The following is a 17,176-nucleotide window of genomic DNA, read 5'->3' as shown; positions in this document are numbered from 1 at the left end:
TGGGAGGGTTCAGGCGGCGCGCTGGTTGTCGGGGTAGGCGCAGGTCACGCAGGTCCCGAGCGAGGCGGGGATGACGTATCCGGCGTCCGTGCGGCACTGCGGGCAGGTGCGGCGCGCGAGCATCGCCTTGGCGAGCGCGGCCCGCTTGCCCGGGGTCATCGGCCGGACGGGCTTGGCCTTGTCGAGGCGGTAGAGGTAGGCGACCAGCGGGCCGCGCCGGTAACGCGGGCGCAGGATCTGCGCCGCGATCGGCTGACCTCCGGGCCGCAACCCGCGGGCGCGGAGTTGGCGGCGGGTCGCAAACCCGTCGGGGGCGTAGCGCCACGGGTAGGTGGGGAGGCCGTAGCGGGCGCCGTTCGGGTCGAAGCACTTGCCGAACGAGCCGCCCATCACGCTGCCGGGGCGGCGCGCTCAGTGAGCAAGGTGTCGCGCAGCATCCGGGCGTTCGCCGGTGACGTGCGGACCGTGCGGCGGATGCCCTCTGCCGTGATCTGCGCGTCCGGCCAACCGGCCGTCGCGGTGCGGGCCTCATCGAGCAGTTGAGCCGCCGTCCGGCGCGGCTGTGCCGATCGGGCCGCCTCGGGAACGCGTCCCGTGGCGCGGCGCGGTCGGGTCGACTCCGCAGCGACCGGGCGGCGCTTGATCGCAGCGACCGGAGCGAGCGCGGGAGTCGGGAGCGGCTTGAGGAGTTGAGTCGACTTCAGGAAGTCGACCGTCACCGGGTCGGGCATCCGCAGCGGCACGGAAACGGCGGGCGCAGGGGTCGATACCGGGAGGTCAGCCGTAGACCGAATCCTTGTGATCTCGGTGGATTCCTCCGCATTCGCGTCCGGCGCCGGGATCGGGGCGGGGCGGTGGTGGAGGACCTTGGCGACCAGATCGGAACCGAAGTAAATCGACCCGACCGGAAGCGACGTCGCCAGCAGGACCAGGGCCCAGTTCGCGGGGTCCCAGTCGGCGAGGCGTGTCCAGTCGAGTTGAGCGTCGTGCAGCTTGGGGACCAGGCCGTGCACGTAGTTGAGGACCAGCGAGGCGAGCGTGTAGGTGCCCAGCACCCGTAGCGCGAACGTCCGGTCCCGCCCCGCGAGGACGAGGGTGGCGACCAGGGCCAGGGCCATCAGGCCATCGACCACGAACGGGTACAGCGTCGCGGCCGTGCTGTCCGCGCCGACCGCGTTGGCGATGTCCCGCAACGCGTTCCACGAGACCCGGAACGCCATGGCGACCACCGCGACCAGGGCCAGCACCAGGGCGGTCCTGCCTTTGCGGTGAAGGTTCATGCCGCACCGCCCGTCGTGCTCGCGCCGGCGGACCGGTTGGCGAGCTCGCGGCGGGCGACCAGCACCCGACGGTGGGCCCGGCGGATACGCCGCGCGTCCATCTCCGTCGGCGTGCGGTCCAAGGTGATGATCTGCGCGTCCAACAGGTCGATGTCCGCCGTGATCGCGGGCATCTCCTGCTCGATCGCGTCCAGCTCCGCGTCCGTCGGCTCCATGAAGTCGGCGAACGCGGTAACAGCATCCTGAACAGTGACGATGGGGTTCATTGGGTCGTGTTCCTCTCACAGGGTGAACGGCCCGAACAGCGGCCCCGGTGTTCGAGCACCGGGGCCGCGCGCCGTTGAAGCCGGAAGCGCCAGCTCCCCGCACCCCGCCCGTACGACCACCGCACGAAAGCGCCGGCCGGACGGGCGAGGGAGGCAACCGGCCGCAGCGTCGGCGACGCTGCGGCGCCACTCCCGGCGCGACGGGTGACACCGGACAAGCCGGGGCACCCGCGCACGAGAGGGCCGTAGTGACTCAGTGGGCGGCGCCGTCCGTGTCGGTCCCACACGGCGGCGCCAAACGATCTCGTCGAAGCTCGAAACTCCTCTGTTGAGGGGACCCAGTCCCCGGGGCACGGAACAGCACTGCAAGGGGGACCAAGTCCCCACCCTCCGGCCGTTGCTCGCGGTCACCGGGCCACCTCGCCAGTCGGGCCGAAGCCCTGTCCCCTGGCCTTTAGCGGGATTGCAGCGTCCCCGCCCTCTGCTTTGCACACCGCGAATCGGATGCGACTCCGTCATCTGGTGCGCACCAGAAGGAAAGCATCTGGTGCGCACCAGAGTCAAGGACTCTCGCCGTATCGAGCGGCGGTTGCCCGCCTCGGTGCATCTCTAGAAGACCCGCCCAGGTGGGGGAGTCGGTAGCCAACAGGCCTTAACTCCCGCCCTGTTAACACCTGTTGACCTGCGGCGATGTGAGGCATGCTGGGAAGGTCAGTGAATGGACCTATCGCCGGACGGTGGTCGTGAGCACAGGACTGCGGAGCGCGCGAACGGCGCGAGGCTGGTCTCAGGAGCGACTGGTTCGCGAGATCGAGCAGTACGCCCGACGGCATGTCACGGACGTTGCGTCGACCGCGAGTTTGCGGGTGTACGTGTCCGAGTGGGAGAACGGCAAGCGCAACATCTCGGATCGCTACGCGGTGATCCTGCGACAGCTCCTCGGCGTCACGGACACAGAGTTGAGGGGCGGACCGCTCACGCTTCCTCCGTCGGTTGCCGACGGGTACGACGAACTGCTGAGCAGGATCGATTCAGCCAGCAGTGTCAGCCAGTCCATGGTGAAGGCGTTCAACGACCAGACCGAGATACTGCGGACCATGGACCGACAGAGGGGCGCGTCCAGTCTCGTGGACCAGATGGCGGGGCACCTTGGTGCCCTCGAAGACGCGCTGAACTTCGCGGTACTCCCGAATGCCCGGCGACCCGTGGCGCTCGCGCTTGCGGGGGCGTCCACGCTCGCGGCGTGGCAGGCGATCGACTCAGGAGCGGTCGAAAGGGCGTGGCGGCACTACGAACTAGCGAAGCGAGCCGCACGCGACGCTGAGGCTCCGATGTACCTTGCGCACGCGATGGCTGAGCAGGCGTACGTGCTGTGCGAGGCAGGGCGGCCGGCGCTCGGTGTCGACCTGGTCCGCGATGCCCAACTCACCCTTGGTCAGGCTGGATCGCCCCGCCTTCAGGCGTGGCTGTACGCCGCTGAAGCGGAGTTGTGCGCCCACGCGGGAATGTCCGACGACTGCCGACGGGCACTCGATGCGGCCATGGCGACCATTCCGCCCGGCTCCGAGGACCGAGACCCGGACATGCTGAGCATCTTCCTGAACAGCGCCCATCTGACCCGATGGCGTGGCAACGTCCTGGCCCTGCTCGGTGACGGCGACGCGGTGACCAGCCTTTATGACGCGCTGGAAGTGGCGGACCCGACCTTTGTCCGAGCGCAAGCCGGACTGCACGCCGACCTCGTACAGGCGCACTTGGCGCGAGCCGAGTACGACGATGCGCACACACACTTGAGGCAGGCACGACTGTTGGCGAGCCGCACCGGTTCGGTGCGGCAACGACGTCGTGTCGACCTTCTCAGTGCGAGGCTGTGACCCCCTGCTTGCCCCGGCTCGCGAGGATGTGGAGTAGGGCCACGAGGGTCCCGGAACCCATCAGCTCACCGCGTGCCATCAGGCCAGGGATGTCGGCCAGCGGGACCCACTCGATGTGCCCCGCCTCTTCAAGGTCCGTGGGTGAGCCGACTTGCTCAGCTCCGTGTCCCACGAAGATCTCGTGGGGGGAGTCGACCATTCCGACCATGGGCTGATAGGTGACGACGTGTTCCACGGACTTCGGGCGCCACCCCGTCTCTTCCACGACCTCCCGCAGCGCTGTGTCCGGCGGCTCTTCCCCTTCGTCGACGATCCCGCCGGGAAGTTCCCAACCCCACTGCCGTGGAACGAAGCGGTAGCGCCACATCATCAGTACGCGGTCCTGGTCGTCCAGAACCGCGGTGACGGCGACGTGGTGCAGCTTCACCACGTGGTGCTCGAATCGCTCCACGCCAGGCGGCTCCACGTCCCAGAGCTGGAGCTTGACCCATTGGCTGTCGTAGACGTCCCGCTCACCATGGATGCGCCATGGCTCCAGACCCTCAGGCGTCTTGACGCTCACGGTGCCGGGAACTCGGTAGGAGCTTCGGCCGCGGACTTCCAAGGAGCCTTCCGACACCAGACGCGCCAACACTTGCCGGAGCGCGGTCCGACCGATGCCCAGCTCCTCCACGAGCGTTCGCTCTGAAGGCATCTTGCCGCCCGCGGCGTACTCGCCTGAAACGAGCCGCGCACGAATCGTCTCGTAGACCTTGGCTGTCTTCGGTCCCATCCGTGGAGCACTCTCCGTTCTGAGGTGGTGCGTACCAGCGTACTAGTAGGGCATCGAGCTAGGAGCCGCTCTTAGGCGATCCGGACGTTCGGTTAGAGAAATCGAATCTGAAGCCGAATAGACCGCCGTCATCGAATGCGTCAGTCAGATGCGGTCGAATGATGTCTTCGTCGGGTTCCAGGCCGTAGCTGCGAGCATTATCCAGCACGTCAGAGTTAAGTGTCGCGATGTACTGCATGCCTTCAGATGCGGTAACGGTGCGTGCCAGGTCGAGTGCGCGGGCCACCTGCCTTTCGTCTACTCCGTCGAATAGGTGGCTGTCGTGAACAAGGAAATCAGGTCCTCTATTCTCACGGTGAGCAATGACAGCAAGGGTGAGATCGAAACAGAAGATCTTCATTTGCCCAATGCCTCGACTCCCGTCGCTAGCAATGTGAGGTTCAATCTGAAGGCTCTTCTGTCCAGCGCTGATAGAAAGCCATGCGTCACGCATGTCGCCGTAGATTTGCTGGGCGTACGTCGAGAACAGGCGGATCGCTCGATCTATCCGAGCATTCCTTTCGGATAGATCCTGAGACACGTCGCGACGTAGTTGAGCCCGCTGCGCTTCGATCTGTAGTTTGCTGGACTCAAGGGTTTCCGCTGCTTCGAACCGATGCTTTAGAGTATCCAGACGAGATTGCTCTGTGGCGAGGGCCTGCTGCAAAACAGTCAAGGATTCCAGAGCGCCACCTTCATTTAGCTCACGAAGGATCTCGGACTGTCGCGTGCCAAGCGATTCCCGCTCAGCCCCACGAGCGTGTAGCCTCCCTTCGATTTCTTGGATCTCTTCCGTCAAATATTTTCGGCGGTTTCGGACCACGGTCTCGTGGAAAGTGCGAACCTCGTCATATCGCCTGAGGACGAGGTCTGGCAGCGTAATACTCAGTTCGTCGAAGGCCGGCTGAAGGTATTCGCTGCTTGTATCAGATGTTTCTTCTACGGAGCGACGTAGGTCTTCGGCGTTGGCTCTGTCGATTGAATCAAGGTTAGCCAGGTCTCGTAGTCGCTGTGTAATGGTGTCGGCTTCAGATGCTAGCCGTTCGTACTCTGGGACGACGCGAAAGTTGGCAACCTGAGTGCGCAGTTGCTCGATTCTCTGGCGTGCCAAGTTCATTTGGCCACGCAGATCTGCTGTGCTGCCGACCAACCGTCCGAGAGTCGGGTCTTTGGCTGCTTTCTGCAGTTGGGTTCTGGCGTTCTCCCGCTGCGCTACTTCCTTGTATTTATTAACTAGCTCGGAGTCGAGGCCGAGGAGATAGGAAACGTTAGTTGTGGCGTCGATTTGAGATTGTCGACTATGTGAGGCCCGGATGGCTTCGTTGAAGGCGTTTGACCCTACTCGCCGAATATAGAAAGAAAGGAGACTCCTTCCGGAAACGCCCGGGTGGTCCCCGCGCAGACTAAATAGTTGTTCCTCGATCAGGGAATTCCATTGGGGCAGGGTAATGGTTGCAGAGTCGCTAGGGCTATCGAAGAGGAACTCATCTTGGCGGAGGGCAATGTTCGGAGTAACGCCGATCACGTCCGCGCGAGATCCTGAGCGCGAGACAGCCACGCGAGGGTAGGTCCTGTTCCAGTCAAGCTCTAGACTGAACGTAATGTTCTTCAGGGATTTACTTGCCGCCAAGTGGCCACTGGGTCGGGAGCCGAGCAGGAAATGAAATAATTCCAGCAGGCTAGATTTTCCTGCACTGTTACGGCTATCCGTATCCCGTGAATCTGTTGTCTTGTTAGCGATAACAAGATTCAACCCTGGGTGAAATTCCATCCGCTTGAACCGGCCGTCTGAGGCCGAGATCTTACGCAACATTAGTGGACCTCCGCGTCAAAAGGTCATCGGTGATTGCTACTGCATCCATTGCATAAAGTACATCCAAGGCCAATACGAACCATCCAAACGGGATGGGGGATCCGTATCCGTTCTCTGTTCTCCAGGCTTTCATTCTTGCCCAAGCCTGGCTCACGGTACGGGGCTCCTCTAGTTGCAGCAGAATCTGCGCGCCAACAGATAGCAGGGCTCGATCTGGCGCAATGCTCCGAGTGGGAGTAATCACCGTGCCGGCTCTCTTTCTCTATGGCTGGAAACCCAATCCGGAGGCGGATTCTCGAAAATGTGACACCTTTCGAAAAAGTATGCCAACACCACCCACATGGCGCGCAATTGACGCTCGTTTGCGAGTCTGTTCCCGATAACGTACCACTTTAGTCGCTCGATGATGAGATCCGGGTCACTCGCTTCAGTTTTAACCTCAAGGTATTCGTCCCTGAAACCTTGTGCCGTGTTCGCCTCTTCGAGCGGGAAATAGCGCATGTCGTAATACTGTCGAACTAGTGGCGAGTGCTTCATGCCAAGGACCAAAGCTTCTTGGTTGTCCTCGTCTAGTTTGCTAAATTCCAGCTTCTCTTGGCTCGGCATCGGGGGTGGGCCTGTCTCGTTGTCCCGTCGCCGATGTTCATTAACATGGTCAAGAAGCGGCTTCAGATCGTCTACACCTATCCCGTAAACCGCATCGCTTACGGGTATCTCGCAGCCAAGAAGTTCCTCTATGTCATCGAGATCCAGCTTACGGAATACCCTCCATAGTCCGACCGGATCCATAGTCTCAAAAGTTAGATCCGTGTGCGCCTTCTGGGCACTCCGAAGCGTAGTTCCGAGATCCGGATGAAGGCCGATGCGATCATTGTGAACAAAGACGAATGTGTCGAACTCTCCTGGGCGCTGCTCAAGCGCACTTGCAAGGTCCTTCGCGAACTTCCGCCGAAGTCTCTGGACGTTTGGGACTCTTGGGCCGAAGCATGCGTACAGCTTTCCACCACACAATGCCATGGCGTCGGCGCCGCGGTCCCCGATATTTCCGTACGCGCGAATGGGGGTGTAGTCAGACGAGGCTGCCTGCATCATGCCGTGAAAGAAAATCTCGAAGGCGTTTTCTTCTAGTTCGTATAATTTTCGATAGAAGAGCACCTGTGCGTACATTCGTTGCTCGAATGGCATTCGCGTCATCGGCGCCCCTCCCGGTACCAGCATGCGTATCGGACAGTATCCGTTGCGTCACCTTGCGCTGGCTAGATCGTCGCTGCGTTCGATCGAGCGCTGAGGGTGTGAGTGGGGCTTGTATGCCAACGGTCAAGCTGTTGTTCGGACGATGGACGAGGCGTGGACGGGAAGAGGGGCAGTGCGCGCGACATGAACCAACACTGCAGCTCAGGTGCGTGGCATGGGCTGTCGTATTGGGGGACTGTAAATCTGCCGGCTCAGCCTTCCCAGGTTCGAATCCTGGCGCCGCCACGCTGAGGGAGACCCCCTCCGAACTGTGATTGAGCAGTTGGGAGGGGGTTTCTTCGTGTTCGGGGGCAGACTCGGTTCCAGGCGGTGGTGGCCCCGCACACTGCGGGAGCGCGGTGGCAAAGGGCTCGGCTCCCGCCGAATCGCCGTCGCCGATGCCATGCGCCGCCCACGGGGCACGCGGATACGAGCCGGCGCCCACGGGGCACACTGGCCCCATGTCGTCGCGTCGCAGGAACTGCCCCGAGTGCCGTCGGGAGATCGCCGTCGTCGCGGGGCGGTTCGCTCGGCATGATCCGCCGGGTGCGCGGGGGAGCGGGGAGCAGCTGATCTCGTGTCCCGGGTCGCGCAGGCAGGCGCAGCTCGGGGCGGCTCAGCCGGCGCTGGACGGGTACGCCGTTCCGGAGTTCCCGGGGCAGCTTCCGCTGTTCTGACAGGGGAATGGGGCCCCGGCATGCCGATCTTCGACCAAACGACCGACCGGTCGGCCGGCTGGCCAGGCAGGGTTCTGTCAGCACCCCGCGCGCCCGCCCCCCTAGTTCCCCGCCCCCCTAGTTCCCCGCCCCCCTAGTTCCCCGCCACCGCCTTGACCGACACCGAGATCGGCGTCGAGCCGCTGATCAGTTCCAGTGTCAGACCGGTCGTCGCCGGGGTGTCCAGCAGTTCCGCGAGGACCGCGGCGACGTCGTCGCGCGGGATCGCGCCGGGGCCGGTGGAGGCCTCCAGGCGTACGAGGCCGGTGCCGGCGTCGTCGGTCAGGCTTCCGGGGCGCAGGATCGTCCAGTCCAGGGCCGTACGACCACGCACGTACTCGTCGGCCTCGCCCTTGGCGCGCAGATAGGCGTCGAAGACGTCGTCGCCCGGGTGTGCCGGGTCCGCGCCCCTCGACGACACGACGATGTGGCGGCGTACGCCGGTGCGTTCCGCCGCGTCGGCGAACAGGACCGCGGCGCCGCGGTCCACCGTGCTCTTGCGAGCCACCCCGCTGCCCGGGCCCGCACCCGCAGCGAAGACGGCCGCGTCCGCGCCCTGCAGATGCGCGGCGACCTCCTCCACCGAGGCCGACTCCAGATCGCACAGGACCGGCTCGGCGCCGGCCGCCCGCAGATCGTCGCCCTGTTCGGCGCGGCGAATGATCCCCGCGACCTCGTCGCCGCGCGCGGCGAGCAGCCGCTCCAGCCGCAGCGCGATCTGACCATGACCTCCAGCGATGACAATGCGCATGTTTCCGACCGTACGCCCGGATGAACGCGTTCGCCGCACAACCCTGTGGGCAACTCACGAGTCACATGGGTGATCACTCTGAACGAGGGGATGTCGTGCGTGTCGCGCGGCGTCGTAAGGAGACCACCATCACCGCCATACGCAAGACCGTCACCGCGGCCGGCTGCGCCGCCGTCCTCCTCGCCACGGCGGCCGCCTGCGGCACGGTCCAGAACCTCACCGCAGGGCAGAAGGTGGACCACGCCGTCGACCGGCTCGGCGAAAAGAAGTCGCTCGCCTTCGAGTTGGACCTCGACGCCGACTCCGACGCCCTGGCCGCGCTGGCGGGCGACTCCGGCTCCGGGTCTGGCTCCGGCGAGGGCATTCCGCCGGAGTTCGCGAAATTCCTCAGCGGCCTGCGCGTCGACGTCGCCGTCAAGTCCAAGAAGCCGCTCGCGGATTCGGGCGAGAAGGACCTCGTCGGTACGAGTGTCAAGATCGCGGGAGCCGACGGCGTCCTGGTCGAGTACCGGATCGTCGGCGACTTCGCGTACTACCGCGCCGACATGAAGGCCCTCGGCAAGACGATGGGCATCCCCATGCCCACGGCCGACCAAATCCCGGACAGCAACAAGGAGTTCAGGAAGGTCTTCGAAGGTGACTGGGTGAAGTTCGACACCAGTGATCTGACCAAGGGCCAGAAGTCTCAGAAGTCCGCGAAGGGGACGGACGGCGCCGGGGACATCGACGCCAAGACCCAGCAGAAGATCATCAAGGCCGTACGCGGTGTCATCGCGCACGATGTCACCTTCCGCGCCAAGGACGGCGGCGACGGCACCGAACAGATCGTCGCCAAGGCCAACTTCCGGGACCTGATCAGGGGACTCTTCGACAAGCTCCGGCCGCTGGAGGGCGACCTTCCCTCGGGTGCCGGCCTCCCCACGGACAAGGACCTGAAGGACGCTCCGAACAAGAAGGTCGCGGTCGACTTCACGCTGAAGAACGGCGACCTGACCCAGGTCAAGGTCGACCTCGCCGTCCTCGCCGACGACGCGAAGGGCACGAAGCTGCCGCTGGTCCTGAAGTTCTCCGAGGCGGGCGACGTCAGCGCTCCGTCGGGGGCCACGGAGATTCCCGCGGACGAACTGCTCGGTGGCGGCCCGTTCGTCAATGGCCTGTTGGGCGGCGGCGAGCTCTGAGCGGCGCGCTCTGAGGCGAGCTCCAAAACGCATCCCACGCGCGCGTGCTGCACGAATACGTCCGCCACGCGCGCGTGGTGCACGAGCACGTCCCACGCGCGCGTGTTGCGGGGGCCGATTACGACGGTTCCTGACGCCCCTGCCGAGGCAGGTCCAACCCCGCTGCGGCAGCCGAGTTGCAGTACTCCCGCACCGCGCTGGTCCGCGCCACCACGCGCCCCCGGTGCACCACGATCCGGCTGTACGCCAACGACAGCGCGCCCGCGAGCCGGTCCCCGCGTACGGCGAGCAACTCGGCCGGGAATCCGGCCTCCACGCGCACCTCGGGGAGCCCGAGGGCGGCCCGCGCGGCACAACTCACGGCGTCGTACGCGTCCTCGGGCCGCAGTCCGTACCGCGAGGCCAGCAGATACGCGGCCTCCAGCGGGTCCCCGCGTCCCACCGGGTTCGACACATCGCGCAGGGCACCGCTGCCCGCCGCGACCCGTACCCCGGCCGCCCGCAACAGCCGTACCGGAGCGACCCCGCGCCGGTCCACGCCCCCGCAGCCACCCTGCGGCAGGCACATCACGGTCACCCCGGCCGCGGCGAGCTGGTCCGCCGCTCGGGAGGCCGCCTCGACGGGCAGCCGGCCGAGCGCGCCGCACGGGCCGAGCGTCACCCCGGGCCGCAGCCCGCCCGCCATGGCCGCGAGGCGCCCGAGCCGGGCCGGGTCGGCGCCGTCCGTGTGCAGGTCGACCGGGCAGCCGTGTTCGGAGGCGAGCTCCAGGACCGCCTCCGCGTACCCCGTCGGATCGGGGTCGGCGTCCGGGCAGCCGCCCACCACGGAGGCGCCCATCTTCAGGGCGTCCCGCAGCATCGCGAGCCCGTCGGCCCCGGCGACTCCGGTCAGCACCCGGGGCATCGCCACCGCCGTCACCTCGGCGAGCCCGCGTAGCGCCCGCCGCGCCTGGAGCACTGCCTCCAGCGCGTCGAGCCCCTGTACGTCGCCGACGCGCACGTGCGAGCGCAACGCCGTCGCCCCGTGCCCCAGTTGCAGCAACGCGGCCTCGGTGGCCCGGCGCTGGACCTCCTGGGCGTCGTACGAGAGGGGGCCGTAGCCGTCGGCCGTCAGGGCCGTGTCGCCGTGGGCGTGCGGCTCGACCGGGGCCGGCAGGAGGAGGTAGCCGTCGAGGTCCACCTTCGCGGCGAGGACCCCGGGGGCACCCGTCGCCAGGCTCCCGGCGGTACCGACCGCCTCGATGCGCCCACCGCCCAGCCGTACGTCCACGGTCCGGCCGTCGGTGAGCCGTGCCCCGCACAGCAGGAGGGCGGCCGTGTCGGTCTGTCCCGACGAGGAGTGGTGCGGCTGCGGCTGACTGTCGGGCATCGCGCTCCTGGGGTTCGGGGGCGGCTGCGGGGAGGGGTGGCTGCGGAGAGTGAGTACGGAGAGTGAGTACGGAGAGTGGGGACACAAGATCACGCAGCGTGAGTCGAGCCTAGGGCGGCGATCCGTCCGCGTCGGGGAGGAGCGCAATAGTCGTACCGGTGTGGTCCGGCCAGGAGAGGTCGTAGGCGCGGAGGCGATGCTGGTTGGGGCGCGGAGGGGATGCGGGAGGGGGCGCGGAAGGGATTACGGCTGTGATCTGTGGTGCGGGAGGGGCGTCAGGAACGCCCGGGGAAACGGTGGGGAACAGGCCGGAGCGGGTGCCGCGAAACGGATTTGGGCGATCGGCGGCCGACCGTGTAATGTCTTCATCGCTCGCCCCAATAGCTCAGTCGGCAGAGCGTCTCCATGGTAAGGAGAAGGTCTACGGTTCGATTCCGTATTGGGGCTCTGGTGTGAGAGGTTCCCGCCGTAAGGCGGGGCCCGATCGCATCACAGCGGTGTAGCTCAGTCGGTAGAGCAAGCGGCTCATAATCGCTGTGTCACCGGTTCAAGTCCGGTCACCGCTACTGACAGTAGCCGATTGTGGGGTCGGTCCTTCGATCGGCTACTCTTCTATGCGTTAATCGTCCCATCCGTTCGTCAAGGAGCACTCCTGTGGCTGCCACCGACGTCCGCCCGAAGATCACGCTGGCCTGCGTGGAGTGCAAGGAGCGGAACTACATCACCAAGAAGAACCGGCGTAACGACCCGGACCGACTGGAGATGAAGAAGCACTGCCCGCGTTGCAATGCGCACACCGCGCACCGCGAAACGCGATAATTCAGGCTCGTACACGAGGCCGTCCCCTTTGCGGGGGGCGGCCTCGCGTCGTTATCGAGTGAAGACGTCAGCCCAACCAAGACGTCAGTCCAACAAGGACAACCAGTCCAGCGAAGACAACCAGGAGGTGCCGAGCCCATGGCGCTCGACCAGTCCTTCGTGGGGCGGTCCTACCCGCCCACCGACCCCTATGAGGTCGGCCGGGAGAAGATCCGCGAGTTCGCCGAGGCCGTGGGGGACACCAACCCCGCGTACACGGACCCGGAGGCCGCCAAGGCGCTCGGGCACGCCGATGTGATCGCCCCGCCGACTTTTGTGTTCGCGATCACGTTCAAGGCCGCGGGGCAGGTCATTCAGGACCCGCAGCTGGGCCTGGACTACAGCCGCGTGGTGCACGGCGACCAGAAGTTCGCGTACAGCCGCCCGGTGCGCGCGGGTGACCGGCTCACGGTCACCTCGACCATCGAGTCGATCAAGTCCCTGGCGGGCAACGACATCCTGGACATCCGCGGCGAGGTCCACGACGAGGCGGGCGAGCATGTCGTGACGGCCGTCACCAAGCTCGTGGCGCGCGCGGCGGAGGAGGGCTGACATGACGGCGAAGATCTCTTACGCGGACGTCGAGGTCGGCACCGAGCTGCCGGCCCAGACCTTCCCCGTGACCCGTGCCACGCTCGTGCAGTACGCGGGCGCCTCAGGGGACTTCAACCCGATCCACTGGAACGAGAAGTTCGCGGTCGAGGTCGGCCTCCCCGACGTCATCGCGCACGGCATGTTCACCATGGCCGAGGCGATCCGCGTCGTCACCGACTGGGTCGGCGACCCGGGCGCGGTCGTCGAGTACGGCGTCCGCTTCACCAAGCCCGTCGTCGTCCCGAACGACGACAAGGGCGCGACCGTCGAGGTCAGCGCCAAGGTCGCAGCCAAGCTCGACGACAACACCGTCCGCGTCGACCTCACCGCGACGAGCGCGGGCCAGAAGGTCCTGGGCATGTCACGAGCGGTCGTACGACTGGCCTGACGGGCAGCGGCAACAGATCAACAGGTCACGGGCCAGCAGGTCCCGGGCCGACAGATAAGGGGCGCTCGCTATTGCGGGCGCCCCTTACTCGTGCGCCCTGGAGACCCGCAGTAACTTCCACTCGTACGCCCCACGCCCAGGGGGCACTCACAGTGACTGCGACCCGTACGCCCGAGAGGCGCCCCAGTGACTTCCCTCACCCCTTGACGTAGTTAGTGATTGAGTACTAACTTACTCGCATGGTGAGGATGAGTGCAGAGGAGAGGCGCGAGAGCGTCATTCGTGCGGCGGTGAGCGAGTTCGCCCGGGGCGGCTACTACGGCACGTCCACCGAGGCGATCGCCAAGCGTGTGGGTGTCTCGCAGCCGTACCTCTTCCGGCTCTTCCCGGGCAAGAAGGCGATCTTCCTCGCGGCGACCGAGCGCTGCATGGAGCTCTTCCGGCGCACCTTCGAGGAGGCCTCGGAGGGGCTGGAGGGTGAAGAGGCCCTGCATGCCATGGCCAACGCGTACGTCAAGGTCGTCGAGGAGGAGCCGGAGCGGCTGCTCATGCAGATGCAGACGTACCTGGCGGTGGCGGCGGCAGAGGAGGCCGGTGACCGCGAGTTCGGCGAGGTGGTGCGGGCCGGCTGGATGCGGCTCTGGGACACCGTCCACGTGCCGCTCGGGGCGGACGTGGACGAAACCGCGACCTTCATGGCGTACGGAATGCTCTTCAACTGCCTGGTGGCCATGGGCTTCCCGTCCGAGCACCGGGTCTGGGAAGGGCTCTACCCGTCGGCGCGGGTCACGGGTCGGCTGGAGAAGTAGGACAGGGAAGGCGGAAGCCGGCGCCTTTTCATGAGCGCGCAAGTTAGTCATCAATAACTAACCATCGAGAGCGAATCACTCTCTGGGGGAGCGATGTCACAGCAGACCGCACGTCGCGGGGGAGCCGTCTGGGCCCTCGTCATCACCAGCGTCGCCGGATTCATGGCGGCCCTCGACAACCTCGTCGTCACCACCGCCCTGCCCTCCATCCGCAAGGACCTCGGGGGAGCGCTGGACGACCTGGAATGGACCGTGAGCGCGTACACGCTCACCTTCGCCGTGCTGCTGATGTTCGGCGCGGCCCTCGGTGACCGGTTCGGCCGCCGTCGGCTCTTCCTCGTCGGCCTCACCGTCTTCACCGGCGCGTCCGCCGCCGCGGCCATGGCGCCCGGCATCGACTCGCTGATCGCCGCCCGCGCGGTCCAGGGCGTCGGCGCGGCGATCATGATGCCGCTGACGCTGACCCTGCTGACGGCCGCGGTCCCGGCCGCCAAGCGCGGGATGGCGTACGGGATCTGGGGCGCCGTCAACGGACTCGCGGTCGCCTCCGGGCCGCTCATCGGTGGCAGCCTCACCGAGCACGTGTCCTGGCAGTGGATCTTCTGGCTGAACGTCCCGCTGGGCCTGGCCGTGCTGCCGCTCGCCCGGCTGCGGCTCGCCGAGTCGTACGGCACCGGCGCGCCCCTGGACATCCCCGGCACCCTGCTCGCCAGCGGCGGTCTCTTCGGCATCGTGTACGCCCTGATCCGCGGCAACATCGACGGCTGGACCAGCGGCCCCGTGCTCACCGGCCTGATCGCGGGCGGCGCGCTCCTCGCCGGCTTCGTCCACCACGGCATCCACAACAAGAACCCGATGCTGCCGATGCGCCTCTTCCGCAGCCGCGCCTTCTCCGCGATCAACGCCGCGAGCCTGCTGATGTTCGTCGGGATGTTCGGGTCGATCTTCCTGCTCAGCCAGTTCCTGCAGGGCGTCGTCGGCTACTCGCCCACCGAGGCGGGCCTGCGGATGCTCCCCTGGACCGGTATGCCGATGATCGTCGCCCCCATAGCGGGGTACCTCTCGGACAAGATCGGCGGCCGCCCGGTCGTCACCGTGGGCCTCGCCCTGCAGGCCGTCGGGCTCGGCTGGTTCGCCCTGGTCGTGGCTCCCGACGTGTCGTACGCCGCGCAGCTCCCCGCCCTCATCATCAGCGGGATCGGCATGGCGCTGTACTTCGCCCCGGCCGCGAACCTCGTGATGTCCAGCGTCCGCCCGTCCGAGCAGGGCATCGCCTCCGGTGCCAACAACGCCCTCCGCGAGGTCGGCGGCGCCCTCGGCATCGCGATCCTGGCCTCGGTCTTCTCGGCCCAGGGCGGCTACGAGTCCGCGCAGCGCTTCGTGGACGGGCTCTCGCCCGCGCTGTGGGTGGGCGCGGCGGTGGTCGGCGCCGGAGCGGTGGCCGCGGCGCTGCTGCCCCGGCAGCGGCCGGTGACCGCGACCCAGGTGGAGACCGCCCCGGAACAGGCCCAGGCCCTTGCGAGTGCCTCGAAGTAAGCCCGGGTAAGTCCGGACAACCAACCGACGAAGCAAGTCCGAAGAGTCACCCGAGCAAGTCCGAAGAGTCACCCGAGAAAGGAGCCCGGTCATGCCCACCCTCCCCTGGACCGTGCCGAACACGCCGCCGCTCCACGCCGAGGTGCACGTCATGGCCTCCCGCTTCGAAACCCGCACCCTCTGGGGAGCGCTCCGGTTCTTCGCACGGACGCCGGGTGTGTGGCGGCAGGTGAGCAAGGCTCCCGGCGCGTACGGCGCGTCCCTGAAGGCGGCGCCCCTGCGGCGGACCTTCTGGACGCTGTCCGCCTGGGAGTCCCCCGAGGCGCTCAAGCAGTTCGCGCGCTCCGGCGCGCACGCCCCGGCCGCCGGCGGCCTGCGCCCCCTGATGCGGGACGCGAAGTTCCTCACCTGGACGGCGACGGCCGACGAGCTGCCCCTCGACTGGGCGCAGGCGCTGCGGCGCTTCGACTGAGCGGCGTACGACGTACGAGGGAGACGTACGAGGGAAACGCCCCCACCTGACCGGTGGGGGCGTCGGACGTACGACGGAAACGGCCCCACCTGACCGGTGGGGCCGTCCTCGTGCCCCGCCGGGGCGACCGGTGGCCGGGCGGTCCCGCGCCTTCTCGTACTCTTGAGCCCGTGCAGGAACTCCACGACGCCCCGCTCGCCCCGCTGACCACCTTCCGGCTCGGGGGGCCGGCGACCCGGCTGATCACCGCCACGACCGACGCCGAGGTGATCGCCGCCGTGCGCGAGGCCGACGACGCCGGTACGCCGCTGCTGCTCGTCGGCGGCGGATCGAACCTGGTCATCGGCGACAAGGGCTTCGCCGGAACCGCCCTGCGCATCGCGACGCGCGGCTTCGAACTCGACGGTACGAGGCTGGAGCTGGCGGCGGGCGAGGTGTGGACCGACGCGGTCGCCCGCACCGTCGAGGCCCAGCTCGCCGGTATCGAGTGCCTCGCCGGGATCCCCGGCTCCGCGGGCGCGACACCGATCCAGAACGTCGGCGCGTACGGTCAGGAAGTGTCGTCGACGATCACCGAAGTGATCGCGTACGACCGGAAGACGCGCGAGACGGTCACGCTGACGAACGCCGACTGCGCCTTCTCGTACCGCCACAGCCGCTTCAAGGCCGACCCCGAGCGCCATGTCGTGCTGCGTGTCCGCTTCGAGCTGGAGGACGCGGAGGGGCTCTCGGCGCCGATCAAGTACGCCGAGACGGCCCGGGCGCTGGGCGTGGAGCCCGGCGACCGCGTGCCGCTGGAAAAGGCCCGTGAGACGGTCCTGAAGCTGCGCTCCGGGAAAGGCATGGTGCTCGACCCCGAGGACCACGACACCTGGTCGGCCGGGTCGTTCTTCACCAACCCGATCCTCACGGACGAGGAGTTCGCCGCGTTCCACGCGCGCGTGCGGGAGCGGCTCGGCGCCGATGCCGCGCCGCCCGCGTACCCGGCGGGCGACGGCCACACGAAGACCTCCGCGGCCTGGCTGATCGACAAGTCGGGCTTCACCAAGGGGTATGGAAGCGGGCCCGCCCGGATCTCCACCAAGCACACACTGGCCCTCACCAACCGGGGCGAGGCCACCACCGAGGACCTCCTCGCGCTGGCCCGCGAGGTCGTCACCGGCGTCCACGATGCCTTCGGGATCAGGCTGGTCAACGAGCCGGTGACGGTCGGGGTCCAGCTCTAGCG

The 17,176-nt window shown here is 67.0% G+C and carries 19 protein-coding genes and 2 tRNA genes; 12 read left to right on the top strand and 9 right to left on the bottom strand.

The window, feature by feature from the left end; all coding sequences use genetic code 11:
- Positions 1-9: 9 nt before the first annotated feature.
- Genes ACZ4WS_RS17345 through ACZ4WS_RS17335 form a run of 3 tightly spaced genes read right to left on the bottom strand, consistent with a single transcriptional unit; the run spans position 10 to position 1,546 of the window.
- Entirely contained in the window at positions 10-390 is a 381-nt protein-coding gene (locus ACZ4WS_RS17345; protein ID WP_467981212.1) for an RRQRL motif-containing zinc-binding protein, read from the bottom strand.
- A complete protein-coding gene (locus ACZ4WS_RS17340) occupies positions 390-1,280 on the bottom strand; it encodes a DUF2637 domain-containing protein (protein WP_467981211.1) in 891 nt (296 codons plus the stop codon). Before ACZ4WS_RS17340 ends, ACZ4WS_RS17345 begins: the two co-directional genes overlap by 1 nt.
- Positions 1,277-1,546 carry a DUF6284 family protein gene (locus tag ACZ4WS_RS17335; protein ID WP_467981210.1) on the bottom strand — a complete coding sequence of 90 codons (270 nt, stop codon included), beginning with the start codon at positions 1,544-1,546 and terminating at the stop codon, positions 1,277-1,279. The genes ACZ4WS_RS17340 and ACZ4WS_RS17335 overlap by 4 nt, the downstream gene beginning before the upstream one ends.
- 866 nt (positions 1,547-2,412) lie before the next feature.
- Here ACZ4WS_RS17335 and ACZ4WS_RS17330 point away from each other — a divergent pair.
- Positions 2,413-3,420: an XRE family transcriptional regulator gene (locus ACZ4WS_RS17330; protein WP_467981209.1), complete on the top strand. Its 1,008-nt coding sequence runs from the start codon at positions 2,413-2,415 to the stop codon at positions 3,418-3,420.
- On the opposite strand, the gene ACZ4WS_RS17325 is transcribed toward ACZ4WS_RS17330, so the two are convergent.
- Genes ACZ4WS_RS17325 through ACZ4WS_RS17310 form a run of 4 tightly spaced genes read right to left on the bottom strand, consistent with a single transcriptional unit; the run spans position 3,404 to position 7,229 of the window.
- Complete coding sequence (locus tag ACZ4WS_RS17325) at positions 3,404-4,192, bottom strand: NUDIX domain-containing protein (RefSeq protein ID WP_467981207.1); 789 nt, start codon at positions 4,190-4,192, stop codon at positions 3,404-3,406. The genes ACZ4WS_RS17330 and ACZ4WS_RS17325 overlap by 17 nt on opposite strands.
- A gap of 58 nt (positions 4,193-4,250) precedes the next feature.
- A complete protein-coding gene (locus tag ACZ4WS_RS17320) occupies positions 4,251-6,044 on the bottom strand; it encodes an ABC-three component system protein (protein WP_467981205.1) in 1,794 nt (597 codons plus the stop codon).
- Positions 6,034-6,288, bottom strand: a complete 255-nt coding sequence (locus ACZ4WS_RS17315) for an ABC-three component system middle component 6 (protein WP_467981203.1) — start codon at positions 6,286-6,288, stop codon at positions 6,034-6,036. The genes ACZ4WS_RS17320 and ACZ4WS_RS17315 overlap by 11 nt, the downstream gene beginning before the upstream one ends.
- Positions 6,285-7,229, bottom strand: a complete 945-nt coding sequence (locus tag ACZ4WS_RS17310; protein ID WP_467981201.1) for an ABC-three component system protein — start codon at positions 7,227-7,229, stop codon at positions 6,285-6,287. The genes ACZ4WS_RS17315 and ACZ4WS_RS17310 overlap by 4 nt, the downstream gene beginning before the upstream one ends.
- Positions 7,230-7,738: 509 nt before the next feature.
- Here ACZ4WS_RS17310 and ACZ4WS_RS17305 point away from each other — a divergent pair.
- Positions 7,739-7,954, top strand: a complete 216-nt coding sequence (locus tag ACZ4WS_RS17305) for a hypothetical protein (RefSeq protein ID WP_467981199.1) — start codon at positions 7,739-7,741, stop codon at positions 7,952-7,954.
- Positions 7,955-8,087: 133 nt separating this feature from the next.
- On the opposite strand, the gene ACZ4WS_RS17300 is transcribed toward ACZ4WS_RS17305, so the two are convergent.
- Positions 8,088-8,744 (bottom strand): SDR family oxidoreductase, encoded by a 657-nt coding sequence (locus tag ACZ4WS_RS17300; RefSeq protein ID WP_467981197.1) that lies wholly within the window; start codon positions 8,742-8,744, stop codon positions 8,088-8,090.
- Positions 8,745-8,839: 95 nt separating this feature from the next.
- On the opposite strand from ACZ4WS_RS17300, the gene ACZ4WS_RS17295 reads away from it, so the two are divergent.
- Positions 8,840-9,922 carry a hypothetical protein gene (locus ACZ4WS_RS17295; RefSeq protein ID WP_467981196.1) on the top strand — a complete coding sequence of 361 codons (1,083 nt, stop codon included), beginning with the start codon at positions 8,840-8,842 and terminating at the stop codon, positions 9,920-9,922.
- A gap of 118 nt (positions 9,923-10,040) precedes the next feature.
- Here the strand turns inward: ACZ4WS_RS17295 and ACZ4WS_RS17290 are convergent, their stop codons facing one another.
- Positions 10,041-11,291 carry an amidohydrolase family protein gene (locus ACZ4WS_RS17290; protein ID WP_467981194.1) on the bottom strand — a complete coding sequence of 417 codons (1,251 nt, stop codon included), beginning with the start codon at positions 11,289-11,291 and terminating at the stop codon, positions 10,041-10,043.
- A 374-nt stretch (positions 11,292-11,665) separates the two neighbouring features.
- Between ACZ4WS_RS17290 and ACZ4WS_RS17285 the strand changes: the two genes are divergently transcribed.
- From ACZ4WS_RS17285 to ACZ4WS_RS17245, 9 genes are all read left to right on the top strand, one after another.
- Positions 11,666-11,738, top strand: a tRNA-Thr gene (locus ACZ4WS_RS17285).
- Positions 11,739-11,784: 46 nt separating this feature from the next.
- A tRNA-Met gene (locus tag ACZ4WS_RS17280) sits at positions 11,785-11,857 on the top strand.
- An 88-nt stretch (positions 11,858-11,945) separates the two neighbouring features.
- Positions 11,946-12,110 (top strand): 50S ribosomal protein L33, encoded by a 165-nt coding sequence (gene rpmG / locus ACZ4WS_RS17275; protein WP_004571794.1) that lies wholly within the window; start codon positions 11,946-11,948, stop codon positions 12,108-12,110.
- Between the two features lie 138 nt (positions 12,111-12,248).
- Positions 12,249-12,701 (top strand): FAS1-like dehydratase domain-containing protein, encoded by a 453-nt coding sequence (locus ACZ4WS_RS17270; RefSeq protein ID WP_467981192.1) that lies wholly within the window; start codon positions 12,249-12,251, stop codon positions 12,699-12,701.
- Between the two features lies 1 nt (position 12,702).
- Positions 12,703-13,131 (top strand): MaoC family dehydratase, encoded by a 429-nt coding sequence (locus ACZ4WS_RS17265; protein WP_467981190.1) that lies wholly within the window; start codon positions 12,703-12,705, stop codon positions 13,129-13,131.
- Positions 13,132-13,370: 239 nt separating this feature from the next.
- Entirely contained in the window at positions 13,371-13,940 is a 570-nt protein-coding gene (locus tag ACZ4WS_RS17260) for a TetR/AcrR family transcriptional regulator (RefSeq protein WP_467981189.1), read from the top strand.
- 93 nt (positions 13,941-14,033) lie between these two features.
- Entirely contained in the window at positions 14,034-15,476 is a 1,443-nt protein-coding gene (locus ACZ4WS_RS17255; protein ID WP_467981187.1) for a DHA2 family efflux MFS transporter permease subunit, read from the top strand.
- Between the two features lie 91 nt (positions 15,477-15,567).
- Positions 15,568-15,948 (top strand): DUF3291 domain-containing protein, encoded by a 381-nt coding sequence (locus ACZ4WS_RS17250; RefSeq protein WP_467981186.1) that lies wholly within the window; start codon positions 15,568-15,570, stop codon positions 15,946-15,948.
- A 170-nt stretch (positions 15,949-16,118) separates the two neighbouring features.
- On the top strand, positions 16,119-17,174 hold the full coding sequence (locus tag ACZ4WS_RS17245; RefSeq protein WP_467981184.1) for a UDP-N-acetylmuramate dehydrogenase: 1,056 nt from the start codon (positions 16,119-16,121) through the stop codon (positions 17,172-17,174).
- Positions 17,175-17,176 lie beyond the last annotated feature (2 nt).

The organism is Streptomyces sp. NPDC029292 (genome assembly GCF_055569295.1).
The sequence above is the reverse complement of the archived record's forward strand: the minus strand, read 5'-3'. Positions and strand labels throughout refer to the sequence as shown.

Excerpts from the sequence above, each read along its gene's own strand:
- ACZ4WS_RS17345 (WP_467981212.1), bottom strand. The coding sequence starts at position 390 with ATGGGCGGCTCGTTCGGCAAGTGCTTCGACCCGAACGGCGCCCGCTAC.
- ACZ4WS_RS17340 (WP_467981211.1), bottom strand. The coding sequence starts at position 1,280 with ATGAACCTTCACCGCAAAGGCAGGACCGCCCTGGTGCTGGCCCTGGTC.
- ACZ4WS_RS17335 (WP_467981210.1), bottom strand. The coding sequence starts at position 1,546 with ATGAACCCCATCGTCACTGTTCAGGATGCTGTTACCGCGTTCGCCGAC.
- ACZ4WS_RS17325 (WP_467981207.1), bottom strand. The coding sequence starts at position 4,192 with ATGGGACCGAAGACAGCCAAGGTCTACGAGACGATTCGTGCGCGGCTC.
- ACZ4WS_RS17320 (WP_467981205.1), bottom strand. The coding sequence starts at position 6,044 with ATGTTGCGTAAGATCTCGGCCTCAGACGGCCGGTTCAAGCGGATGGAA.
- ACZ4WS_RS17310 (WP_467981201.1), bottom strand. The coding sequence starts at position 7,229 with ATGCCATTCGAGCAACGAATGTACGCACAGGTGCTCTTCTATCGAAAA.
- ACZ4WS_RS17305 (WP_467981199.1), top strand. The coding sequence starts at position 7,739 with ATGTCGTCGCGTCGCAGGAACTGCCCCGAGTGCCGTCGGGAGATCGCC.
- ACZ4WS_RS17300 (WP_467981197.1), bottom strand. The coding sequence starts at position 8,744 with ATGCGCATTGTCATCGCTGGAGGTCATGGTCAGATCGCGCTGCGGCTG.
- ACZ4WS_RS17290 (WP_467981194.1), bottom strand. The coding sequence starts at position 11,291 with ATGCCCGACAGTCAGCCGCAGCCGCACCACTCCTCGTCGGGACAGACC.
- ACZ4WS_RS17270 (WP_467981192.1), top strand. The coding sequence starts at position 12,249 with ATGGCGCTCGACCAGTCCTTCGTGGGGCGGTCCTACCCGCCCACCGAC.
- ACZ4WS_RS17265 (WP_467981190.1), top strand. The coding sequence starts at position 12,703 with ATGACGGCGAAGATCTCTTACGCGGACGTCGAGGTCGGCACCGAGCTG.
- ACZ4WS_RS17260 (WP_467981189.1), top strand. The coding sequence starts at position 13,371 with ATGGTGAGGATGAGTGCAGAGGAGAGGCGCGAGAGCGTCATTCGTGCG.
- ACZ4WS_RS17255 (WP_467981187.1), top strand. The coding sequence starts at position 14,034 with ATGTCACAGCAGACCGCACGTCGCGGGGGAGCCGTCTGGGCCCTCGTC.
- ACZ4WS_RS17250 (WP_467981186.1), top strand. The coding sequence starts at position 15,568 with ATGCCCACCCTCCCCTGGACCGTGCCGAACACGCCGCCGCTCCACGCC.